Source organism: Leisingera sp., from assembly GCF_034669605.1.
Classification (GTDB): domain Bacteria; phylum Pseudomonadota; class Alphaproteobacteria; order Rhodobacterales; family Rhodobacteraceae; genus Leisingera.
Window position 1 is genome coordinate 1 of sequence record NZ_JAXMOX010000168.1, and the last position, 10,434, is coordinate 10,434.

Below are 10,434 nucleotides of genomic sequence, written 5' to 3' on the forward strand. Positions count from 1 at the left end.
CGGCTATCATGCCCGAAGTCGGATCGAGGCAAAGATGCGATGCCTGAAATCCTTCGGCGAACGCATCGCCTCACGAGACCCCGACCGCCAGACCGCCGAAATCCACATCCGTATCGCTCTCATGAACCGCTTCAACGAACTCGGCATGGCCGAGATCGAACGCGTGGCCTGAACTCAATGGGAAAGGGAAAACCCGCTCAGTTACTGGGTTCTGCAACAATGCCTATTCAATCAACCCTGGGGTGCGGCTATTATAGTTTCGTTTCCTTTTTGCGGAAAAATTTCGCAAAACCTCGCAGGATGTAAGGGAAGGTGATGTGCTAACACTGCGTATTTCCAGAAAATACCTTCGCAGACGCAGTGTATTTGCTCTGGCGGTTCTGCTTCTCTCGGCGCTTATCGCTATATGGGTTGCGCTTTCTGGCCACCGCGGCGTTCAGCTGCATGCCAAGAACATATCCGCGCTTGATGAGGCTTTTGTTTCACTTGCCGAGATGTCTTTGGCATTTGAGAGGATTCAAAGGAACCCCACCAGCCAAAAAGCAATAGTTGAACGCAGCCGCATCCGGCTAAGCGCCAGGTCTGCAGCCGGGGCTCTGACTGAACTTAAACTTGCCAATTCACGGTCTGCATTCTCTGCCCGGGGACAGAAAATCCTGGCACAGCCCTCCTTGAACCCGCTGACCGAATTCGACGACATACTGTTTATGAGCAAGGTCCTGGCGGATCCGCAGCGCCAAAATTCTGGACCAGAGGCTGTGAAAACCGCAGCACTTGCTTCGGACCTTACAAGACGCCTGATTCCGGTTCTTATGCAGGTGAAGGAGGCTGAAGTCAGGGCTTCTCAAGTCGCCTCGAAGAGGCAGGTGGTCTACGCAATAATTGCTGCTTTAACCGGTGTTTGTGGCGTTCTGGTGGCGGTCAAGTATGTGTACTTTCCAATGGAACGGTTCATTATCAAAGCGCAATCTAAAATCGAAGAGAGCCGCCGCAGGGCTGAGGCCGCCTCCGAGGCTAAGTCCGTATTCCTTGCAACAATGAGCCACGAAATCCGCACCCCGTTAAACGGTGTCCTGGGACTTGCCGAACTGCTGATGGACACCGAGTTGGATGACCAGCAGAGGCACATGATCCGCATCATGACAGCGAGCGGAAATTCCCTCTTACGCATCATCAATGATGTGCTGGACCTGTCCAAGGCCGAAGCCGGTAAGCTGGAACTTGAAGCCGAGGTGTTTGATGCCCATTCGCTCTGCCAGGAGGTTATTGAACTGTTCTTGCCGCAGGCGCGGAGCAAGAACATCAGCCTGCGCCTTGCCGCGGATCCCGGTAATGGCAGATGGCGTGTATCGGGCTACAGCACGGCCGTCCGTCAGATTGTTGTGAACCTGGTCAGCAATGCCGTGAAATTTACCGAACGCGGATCTGTCGTGATCGATCTAAAGGAAGAGGCTGCGGAAACAACTGGCATGCGCATGCTTCGTATCGCGGTTCGGGACACGGGGAACGGGATCCCTCCGGAGGCAAAAGAACGAATTTTCGAGCAGTTCACCCAAGCAGATGCATCCAAGACTGCACGTGTTGGCGGAACTGGACTCGGGCTTGCTATTACCCGGAAGCTTACAGAGGCAATAAATGGCAGGATTTACCTGGAAAGAACGGCTGGGTCGGGTTCAGAATTCATTCTGGAGTTCCCTGTTGAAAATGCCCCGGCGGCTGTAGCGGAGCCCGACAGCGCCCACATGCCAAGCTTCACATTCAGTAAGAAGGTTCTTGTTGCTGACGACAACCGCGTAAACCAGATCGTCGTGGTCAAATTTCTAAGGGGTATGGGATGCGCTACCAAGGTCGCAGCAAATGGCGCCGAGGCAGTAGAGCTGGAGAAGAGCTGGTCTCCCGACCTGGTCCTGATGGATGTGCGGATGCCGGAAATGGACGGGTTGGACGCCACCCGAGCCATCAGGGCGAAAGAACTGGAAGGCGACCTGCCTGCGGTTCCAATCATCGGGCTCTCTGCCAATGCGATGCGGGAGGACCACGATGCTGGAATATCCGCCGGAATGTGCGACTACCTCTCGAAGCCGATAAATAAAGCAAAATTGGCAGATGCACTGGCCCGCTTGTGGCCGAATGAGCATCACAAACCCAAGGAGGCGACGGTACGATGCGCATGACACTCAAAATGGCCGCTGCCCTTTTTACGGCCGCTGCGATCGCCCTGCCTGCAGCTGCGGATTCGGAGGGTGAGGTCTTTCTTTACAATTGGAGCGGCTATATTGATCCCGCGGTCATTGAAAAGTTCCAGGCCGCTACCGGCAGAAAACTCATTTTGGATTTCTATGAAGACCCTGACGAGGCAGAAGCACGTCTGACAGCACAGGGTACGGGTTATGATCTGGCAGTTGTGACATCAGAAATTGTGGACCGCCTGATTTCGGCAGGGGCTCTTCAGAGATTCAACCTGGACTCGTCAGGAATAGACCGGCAGCTCCTGGACATTCTCTTCACGGCGATACCGCAGGCCGAGGGATATGCCTTGCCGTATCTCTGGGGGACAACCGGCCTTGTTTACGACCTAGACGCCGTGACCGAGCGCCTGCCTGACGCACCGCTGGACAGCTGGGCGCTTCTGTTTGATCCCGCGAACGCCCAAAACCTGGCCGATTGCGGAATCACCGTAGTCGACTCAGTCGAGGAGATGGTGCCAGCCGCGCTTTCATATCTAGACCTGGATCCGCATTCACGGTCTCCTGAGGATCTGGATGCGGCGTTCGATGTTCTTGCAGCCATCGCGCCATATGTCCGGTCATTTGACACCGCTCAGTATGACGATGTGCTTGGCGGTAATATCTGCTTGGCAGCCGCTTGGAGCACCGACGGACAGGCAGCTCTTCTGGAGAAAGAAAGCACCCAGTACCGTTACATTGTGCCCAAGGAGGGAACAAACCTGTGGGCTGATCTGTTTGTGGTTCCAAACGATGCTAGGAATATGGCTGCATCAATGCAGCTTCTGGACTTTATTCTGCAACCCGAGATGATCGCGTCTTCTGCGGCCTACTCCAACGCATTTGCAAGCCTGCCCTCATCGCGGTCAGAACTGGACGAGCCGGATTTTAACCTTTGGCCACCAGGGCTGTCCCAAAGTGTTCGCGAGACGCTCTACTTTGTTAAGCCGCGAAATGGGAACGAAAAACGTCTCCTCGATCGCCGCTGGAGAATGATCCAGATCGGCCTGTAGGAAAGTCGAGTTGAACAAACAGGAAGCCACCGGTCCGAAATGGACATCACATTGCCTCCTGCTGTGGAACCCTTTTACGCATACTTTCTGTTCCTCTCTGCACCCGGTGCCGACCGCAGGATTTAAGGTTGTTAACCAGGGCTGTTGAATGTCCGTTTTCAACGTGATGGGCAGAAAGTTTCGCACTTGCAGCATCCTTGGGGCTGCAACTCGGGGCCACGGCCGCTTGGGGCTGTGACTTCCATGCTGCGGCAGCAAAGTAGCTGGCTTGGGCAAGAGTGGCAGTGGGCTCGCTGCTACCCTTCGCCGACCTCCGCAGCCAAGCGGCCGGAAACCGGCCCGCTGCCTTTTCCCAGCTGGGCCTGACCGGCGCTGCCCTACTTGACCAGCTCTACCACAACTTACAGATCGTGCGCTCCTAGCGGTTCTGGTGCCAAGTGCCGTATCAGCACACTTGTTAACAAAGAGCGGATCAACCATTTCTTTCTCTTGCCGGGAATCAGGAACCCCCCTCACATTTCCAGCGCGAATTTCTGTCTGCGTTTCAGGCAGGCTCACTTTATTATTGTGAAGGGCAAGGTATGACTACTTTAACACTTCCGGGAACCCGGGTTGATTTTGTGGACGGCGATGCGTCGGCGGTGATGTCTGGCCAAGTATCGATCATTGTTCCTAAAGCATCGGATGCAAGTTTCTCCTACACCATTACAGGACGGGACAAGGACGGGCTCGCCTACATCGACATCAATGACAGCGCCGTGCAGGTGCTGTTTGACGGCCAGGATCTGGAAAATGCACCATCAGTCCAGTCAGACGAGACACTGATCGTACAGGTTACCTGGTCCCAAGGCACCAGTGTTGTGCTGATTGCCAGCTTCCAGACCGGTGACAATACAGACACAGAATACTACTTCGTCCTGGACGGACCCGCACTTCCTGCCGCCACGACGGCGGCCGAATGGAACGCGTTTGACGATTCCATAACAGGGTTCACAGATCCAACCGGCAGCTTTGCGCCAGGGGCAATCATTCCCTTTTCGTCAGTAGAAGGCACTACCATTGTCGAAGACGACGAGTTCAACGGCTCCCCCGGCCGTGACCGGTACAACGGCGGCATCGGCGATGACTACTTCATCAGCTCCGACGGGCGCGATACTTATAACGGCGGCAAGGGCTATGACCAGGTTGCATTCACAGGCGACCCCGGCGGCGCGACCGCCAACCTCAAGACCGGTACCGCAACCGATGGCTGGGGCAAAACCGACACACTAAAAAGCATCGAAATGCTGCGTGGATCGGCCTTTGACGACAGCTTTACCGGAAACGGCGGCCGCAACATCATGCGCGGCGTGGAAGGGAATGACACGCTGAACGGCGCCGGCGGCCGCGACGAGGTCCGCTATGACCGTGACGACCGCTACGGCGGTTCGGACGGGGTCACTGTTAAGCTGAACAAGGGCTTTGCCATAGACGGCTTCGGAGACCGTGACAGGCTGAAGAATTTCGAAGATGTGCGGGGCTCAGACTACAGGGATAGTATCACTGGCAACGGCGCCCGGAACGAGCTGGAAGGCGAAGGCGGCAACGACACCCTGCAAGGACTGGGCGGCAAAGACACCCTGCATGGCGGCGCTGGCCGCGACAAGCTGAACGGTGGCAATGGAAATGACATCCTAAACGGTGATGGTGGCGCCGACCTCTTCATTTTCAAGGGCAGTTTCGGCGATGACACGATCACCGACTTCCGCACTGCGGGCAAACAGGAGAAGGTCGATCTGTCTGGGGTCGGCAACATCAAGCATTTCCGCGACCTGAAGAACAACCACCTGTCCGAAAACGGCGACGGCGACGCGGTGATCAGCGACAACAACGGCAACTCGATCACGCTGGAAGACATCGCAATCGCCGATCTGTCTGCGAACGATTTCATCTTCTGATCTCTGTAACACTAGCGCGGGCCGGTCTGAGGCCCGCGCCAACCCTAGTATCGGCTCCCCACTTCGACCAGCTTGCCGCGGGCCAGGCGCTGCAGCACAAGGTCGCCAGCATGCAACCTGGAAATGGCATCAGGCACTGACGCCCTGGCATAATCCACTGCCGAACTGATCAGCACCTCGGCCGCCTCTTCCGGGCCTTCCTCGATCGCAGCCTGAATGCCGCTCATGATCGCGCTATGCAGCGCCTCCCGGTGACGGGCTTCGATGTCGAGGCCCCAGCGCCGGTTTGCCTTGTGCGCCGCTGCGCCGATCAGCGCGGACAGGATCACGCTCAGGCCGCTGACAAGCACCGGCATCAGCTCCTGCAGGATATCGTTCAAGTTCATGGTTCACACCTCATAGATTGAATGGAAAGAATACGCCCTGGCCAGCTCAGCGGCGAACCAGAGCGAGGAAGCGTCTCAGCCAGTCAGGCGGTGCCGGGACCGGCACAAGTCGCGGAGGATTGACTGGCGGAAGAGCACGCAGCGCCTTTTGCAGAGCTGCGCGGGTCACCGGGCCGATCACGCCATCAGCGACCAGTCCGGCTGTGCGCTGGAAAGCGGGGGCATCCGTGGCCGCGTAGCCAAGCAGCACAAGCTGCGCTTTGTCGGTCCAGCGCAGACGTTCAAGGAAATGGTTGTAGCCGCCGTTGATCAGCTTGGTGACCCGCCGCACGTCGCCCGCATCGGCCGGGACATTCAGCCCGCGCGTATCCCAGTACCAGAGCGGCCCCAGCCCCTCCCACGGGTCCAGGTTCACCGCATCCGGATCGGCCTCGAAATCCGGGGCGGCAGGATCAAGACGGCGCGCCCAGGCGGTGAAGGCCCGGTAATTTGCCCGGCCGGTTATCTGAAAGGGCCCGCGGCCACGGAACCGGAAGCCGTCGCCGTCCCGCTCCGGCGTATTGCCGAGATCGATGCGCACATCATAACGGACCTGCGCGGGCGTCGGCCCCCAGATTTCCCGGTCATAGCGGAGGGCCCCGCTTTCGAGGAGGGTCTGCCCCAGCAGATAGCTCAGCCGGTGCGGCTTGTTCAGGCCGCAGTCAAAGCCATAGGTGTTGAGGCCCATCAGAAAGGATTTCGCGTTTTGCTCCTGCGTGCCGCCCGCTGGCATCGGCCCGGCAATCCGCTGCAGGGTTTCAAGTGTCAGGATTTGGAACATTCTGCCTCCAATAAAAAACCCCGCACAAGGCGGGGCTGGTTTCGCTGATTAGTGATTGGGTAAAATCAGGGGCGGGCGCGGGTGAGCCATTTGGTCAGAAGCACCTCGGCACCGCGCGGCCCGATGTAGGCCGCTAGAGCAACGATCCCGGTGCTGACCGTCGCGCTGGCTCCAAGGTAGCTGGCAATCGCTTCGCCGATGATTGCCATGCCAATCGCCACCGGGACCTCCCAAAGCAGTTCAGGGCCGAAGAAGCGGCGCTGCCCTTTGCGCACCTCGCCGGAATGCCACATCAGACGCCCCATCGCCGCTCCGAACAGTGTGGTCGCCGCACCGCCGAGCAAGTTCGACAGCCAATCAACCAGGCCCGCATCCTCCATCAGGCGCCCCCCTGCCCGGCCAGCGCTGCATCGAATGCCGCCTGCACCTCGAAGCCCGGAACATCCGCATCAACCAGCGCCTCAATCTGGTCATGCACGGATCGCTCAGCGGCAAAGCACGCCTGCACATGCTGCGCCACAGCCGCCGCGGCCCCCTCGATTTGCACCTGGGTCAGATCCTGCCAGCCGTCCGGGAACTTCCAGGCAATCGGCGCGGTGACCATACCGGTCTGCAGGCTGGTGACAGCGGAGGTCAGCTTGCGGGCGGTGACTTCATCGCTCGGCAGGCCGGTGCCATCCGGCAGGGTGATCCCGCCGGTTTCCCGCTCCCAGCGGATGCGGGCAAGATCCGCGAACAGCGCCACGCGGGCTTTCGCTACTTTGGTTTCGGCGGTGACCACCTGCGAAAAGTCGATATTGCTCATGCGTCCTTCTCCTCTTCCGCTTCCGGCTCTGGTTCGGAGTTGCTGTGCGGTGGCACAGGCACCGGCCCGTCGCCCGCCATTATCACCAGCTCCGGAAACCGGGTTTCCTCCGGCGCGTCCGCGCCATGCGGCAGAAGCAGCGTCAGGCTGATCTCGCCGCCGCTGCGCTCCACATCCGAGGCCAGCCATTCGCAGGCCACCGCCGCGCGCGGCAGTGTGGCCCCCTCCGGCAGTGGACTGAAGTCGAAGACCTCTGCGTTGATGGTCAGGGCATCGCCCGCCTTGGTGACTGTCAGCGCCTCATCCCGGCGCACCGGGGTCCAATTGATCTGCATGGGGAAACTCCTTTAGAACCAGCGGCCAGTAGCTGTCAGATGACAGGACTTTGCCTGGCGCGCGCCCGCCGTGTCGAAACAGTTGAACTCAACATAGGTGGTGGTGCTGGATGGCGGCTCCGCCGTCACGGAATGCGCTCCGGCACTGATCGGGAGAACTGAACATTGCGGTTCTTCAATGAAGCTGGCCGGAAAGGTCCAGGCCTCTGCCCCCGACGCGCTCGCATTCATGCGACGCGTGCAAATCTGTGTACCGTCCGCAAAGCGCACATACCTGCCATTAGAATTGTTGCCGCGCTCGATCACCGCACCGGTTGGCTCACCTGCGGATTGCGAGACCGTACCAAGGACGTTTGAGGCGGAATAAAGCAATGCCCATTCCGAGAAACCAACCGGGTCAGTGGCATTCTGATAGCGCACCCACTGGCTTCCATCGTGAGCAAATGCCATCTGCATTCTTCCGCCAGACGCACTGGTGGGAACCCGGTTCAAATGGAGCACCATCCCCGCGGTGCTTGGGGCGTCGGCATGACTGTCATCGTAGCGATAAACCCCGGAAGTCGTGATGTCAGCCAGCAGGGTTGTGTCGCTCCAGCGGTTCGCCGACCCATCCGAAGTATCATGCCCCCAGCCATAGGCCCCGGCCTTCAGCAGCGCCCCGGTTGTGCTGTCCAGCCAGTCGGATTGCACAACCCCGGTAATGATCTCCTTCCAAGCATCCCAGCTCCCGGCCGTCGCGGTGCGATAGGCCAAAAGCTGAGTGTTGGAGTTGATGTAGAATTGGCAAACACCTGTGACGGATTGCCGGAGCACCAGCAGAAACCCGTAGCTGGACGCCCCAGCGGGGCGGGTGCCCGGAGTCGTATCCTGTACGCCATAGAAACCCGCCAGCGTGTCATGACTGTCCAGATCGGCAATGAATTTAGGCGTGGTGCCCCCCACGCCGAACATACCGGCACCTCCATTTTCCAGCTTAGCCAGCTTCCCTGGGGTTCCGTCCGTAGCGCCGGACTGCACTGCGGCACCACCCACACTGTCGGCCTCCAGCGCGGTGAACTTCGCCGCTGCGGGCGTGTTGAGCCCGATCGTGGTGCCGTTGAGCGCCGCATCGATCACCGTGCTGTTGCTCTCCAGGAAGCTTATGAACGCCAGCATTTCATTGCGGTGCGTGGTCGCGAAATGCTGAAACAGCGCGTACATCTTGGCGTCGAAATCCGCCTCCGGCGCACTGCGCTGGGGGATATCCGGCCATTGCGAGAAGCTGGGAATGCTCATGCTCGATCGATCCTATTTGAGGGTTTTTAGAATGAGGGGAAAAACGGACTCGCCCGCCACATCGAGGGGCTGGCCGTGGTCATCCAGGAAGCCCAGCCCTTCGAGCCCGAAGTTCGGCCCGCTCCCCGAGGCGTAGAAGGCGGTCGCCAGGCCATCGACTTCGGCGACGATATCCATCACCCGCGGCGCCTGAATGGTGGGCACCACCAGCGACACATCCACTTTCCGGGTTGAACCGCGCTTGACGAGGATTTCGTCTCCGAAATCGTCATAGCCCTTGCGGCTGTGGCTGACGAAATCGATGCGCGGCAGGTTCAGAACGGTGCCCAGCAGGTGATTGCGCCCCAGCACTATATGCCCGACCTCCGCCGTCGCCCCGACCGCGGAAATGGTGATATCGATCCGGTGCCCGATGTAGCCGGGGAAGCCGTTCAGCACCTTCTGCCGGGAATAGACGATGCCGCCGAACAGGTAGGTGTAGACGCTGACCACATGGCCGGTATCCGCCATGACAAAGGTTTCATCATAGATGCTGGCGGCACCGTCCCAGACCTCGATGCGCACAGCCCCCGCAGTCAGGCCAAAGAGCGAGATCGCATCGCAGTCCTGCGTTGGCACGATGGAATAGGTAATCTCATCGGCCCGGCTGGCCTTGTTTGAGCGGCGGTTGTCAAACGCCGACCACCGGTTGGTCGCCTTCAGATCCAGCCACCAGCTGCCATCATCCGCAACCGGGTCATTGCCCAGGTTTCCGGCCTGCATGCTTTCGTAGATCCGGTGCGATGCGGTGGAGATCACCTTGTCCCCTGCCGCGTAGGTCGTGCCGGCATCCCATTCCGGATGATCATCCTCTGGAATGTTCGAGGCGGTCAGCTCTGCATCGGTCACCGCCATCGGAGAAATAATGTTGAAATCCATCACACACGCACCTCCGGCTGCCCGTCTTCATCCCACCCTTCCAGAAACTGCGAGATCTTCCGCACGAACAGTTCCATCCGCTGGCCCTGCGCCAGGGCCGTTTTCGCAAAGGTGTCGATCGCCTGGGCAAGCGGCCGGTTGTCCAGCATCGCCACGCTTTCGGCGTGGCTGTGAATGCGGGAGGATCCGGTGTTTTCGATTTCCCAGCCGCGCTCGCCGACGATGCGCGGACCACCATAGTGGAGACCGCCCGTTGCAAAGGCAGGAATGGCCCCCAGGGCTTCGATCTGCTGGCGCAGCTTGTCGGCCCGCTCTTCCGCATTGGCCACCCGCTGATTGCTCTGGCTGAACACCTTCCCGATTGAATCGGTCCCGTACCGCTTGCGCAGGGCGGCCTTGAAGCCAACCACATCACCACCGCCGTAGTAGTCAAAGGAGGTTTCAATCCGGCCTTTGCCGTTGACGGAAACAGTGCCCTTCTGGCCGGTCAGGGTGATGCCATACTGATCGCGCAGCGCGTTGAAGTCATCGACAATGCCCTGCCCCTGCCGGGTGCGGGTGACGGCATCCGCGCCCTTCACCTGCAGCCCGGCAATCTTCAGGGCTGCCTCCCTTTGCTGCCGGTCCTTGTCCACCGCATCCTGCAGCCGCCCAAGCATCCGGCTCAGCTTGCCCATCGGGTTGACCAGGCCGCGGCCACTGTCCGCCACGTCACCGAAG

Annotated in this window: 11 protein-coding genes and 1 pseudogene; 4 read left to right on the forward strand and 8 right to left on the reverse strand. The window is 59.4% G+C overall.

Translation table 11 applies throughout. The features are described 5' to 3' along the window. From VOI29_RS18280 to VOI29_RS18295, 4 genes and pseudogenes are all read left to right on the forward strand, one after another. Positions 1-172, forward strand: a pseudogene (locus tag VOI29_RS18280) (IS5/IS1182 family transposase); the annotation flags it as partial. Between the two features lie 145 nt (positions 173-317). Then, positions 318-2,174 (forward strand): ATP-binding protein, encoded by a 1,857-nt coding sequence (locus VOI29_RS18285; protein ID WP_323781900.1) that lies wholly within the window; start codon positions 318-320, stop codon positions 2,172-2,174. Further along, entirely contained in the window at positions 2,165-3,238 is a 1,074-nt protein-coding gene (locus VOI29_RS18290) for an extracellular solute-binding protein (protein ID WP_323781903.1), read from the forward strand. The genes VOI29_RS18285 and VOI29_RS18290 overlap by 10 nt, the downstream gene beginning before the upstream one ends. A gap of 581 nt (positions 3,239-3,819) precedes the next feature. Continuing rightward, complete coding sequence (locus VOI29_RS18295; protein ID WP_323781906.1) at positions 3,820-5,175, forward strand: calcium-binding protein; 1,356 nt, start codon at positions 3,820-3,822, stop codon at positions 5,173-5,175. 44 nt (positions 5,176-5,219) lie between these two features. On the opposite strand, the gene VOI29_RS18300 is transcribed toward VOI29_RS18295, so the two are convergent. The 8 genes from VOI29_RS18300 to VOI29_RS18335 all read right to left on the reverse strand — a co-directional run. Beyond that, complete coding sequence (locus VOI29_RS18300) at positions 5,220-5,561, reverse strand: hypothetical protein (RefSeq protein WP_323781909.1); 342 nt, start codon at positions 5,559-5,561, stop codon at positions 5,220-5,222. 46 nt (positions 5,562-5,607) lie between these two features. Next, the gene (locus VOI29_RS18305; RefSeq protein WP_323781912.1) at positions 5,608-6,381 is read right to left on the reverse strand and encodes a glycoside hydrolase family 19 protein; all 774 of its coding nucleotides are present in this window, start codon (positions 6,379-6,381) and stop codon (positions 5,608-5,610) included. 65 nt (positions 6,382-6,446) lie between these two features. After that, positions 6,447-6,761: a phage holin family protein gene (locus VOI29_RS18310; protein WP_323781915.1), complete on the reverse strand. Its 315-nt coding sequence runs from the start codon at positions 6,759-6,761 to the stop codon at positions 6,447-6,449. Then, complete coding sequence (locus tag VOI29_RS18315) at positions 6,761-7,186, reverse strand: DUF4376 domain-containing protein (RefSeq protein ID WP_323781917.1); 426 nt, start codon at positions 7,184-7,186, stop codon at positions 6,761-6,763. Before VOI29_RS18315 ends, VOI29_RS18310 begins: the two co-directional genes overlap by 1 nt. After that, positions 7,183-7,521 (reverse strand): hypothetical protein, encoded by a 339-nt coding sequence (locus tag VOI29_RS18320; RefSeq protein ID WP_323781920.1) that lies wholly within the window; start codon positions 7,519-7,521, stop codon positions 7,183-7,185. Before VOI29_RS18320 ends, VOI29_RS18315 begins: the two co-directional genes overlap by 4 nt. 12 nt (positions 7,522-7,533) lie before the next feature. Beyond that, a complete protein-coding gene (locus VOI29_RS18325; protein WP_323781923.1) occupies positions 7,534-8,796 on the reverse strand; it encodes a pyocin knob domain-containing protein in 1,263 nt (420 codons plus the stop codon). Between the two features lie 12 nt (positions 8,797-8,808). After that, on the reverse strand, positions 8,809-9,714 hold the full coding sequence (locus VOI29_RS18330) for a hypothetical protein (RefSeq protein ID WP_323781927.1): 906 nt from the start codon (positions 9,712-9,714) through the stop codon (positions 8,809-8,811). Beyond that, a partial coding sequence (locus VOI29_RS18335; protein WP_323781928.1) for a hypothetical protein occupies positions 9,714-10,434 on the reverse strand: 721 nt, incomplete at its 5' end. The genes VOI29_RS18330 and VOI29_RS18335, both read right to left, overlap by 1 nt.

Bases quoted from the DNA above. Each gene is read 5' to 3' on its own strand.
- VOI29_RS18315 (WP_323781917.1), bottom strand. From the start codon at position 7,186: ATGAGCAATATCGACTTTTCGCAGGTGGTCACCGCCGAAACCAAAGTA.
- VOI29_RS18305 (WP_323781912.1), bottom strand. From the start codon at position 6,381: ATGTTCCAAATCCTGACACTTGAAACCCTGCAGCGGATTGCCGGGCCG.
- VOI29_RS18310 (WP_323781915.1), bottom strand. From the start codon at position 6,761: ATGGAGGATGCGGGCCTGGTTGATTGGCTGTCGAACTTGCTCGGCGGT.
- VOI29_RS18325 (WP_323781923.1), bottom strand. From the start codon at position 8,796: ATGAGCATTCCCAGCTTCTCGCAATGGCCGGATATCCCCCAGCGCAGT.
- VOI29_RS18320 (WP_323781920.1), bottom strand. From the start codon at position 7,521: ATGCAGATCAATTGGACCCCGGTGCGCCGGGATGAGGCGCTGACAGTC.
- VOI29_RS18295 (WP_323781906.1), top strand. From the start codon at position 3,820: ATGACTACTTTAACACTTCCGGGAACCCGGGTTGATTTTGTGGACGGC.
- VOI29_RS18290 (WP_323781903.1), top strand. From the start codon at position 2,165: ATGCGCATGACACTCAAAATGGCCGCTGCCCTTTTTACGGCCGCTGCG.
- VOI29_RS18300 (WP_323781909.1), bottom strand. From the start codon at position 5,561: ATGAACTTGAACGATATCCTGCAGGAGCTGATGCCGGTGCTTGTCAGC.
- VOI29_RS18330 (WP_323781927.1), bottom strand. From the start codon at position 9,714: ATGGATTTCAACATTATTTCTCCGATGGCGGTGACCGATGCAGAGCTG.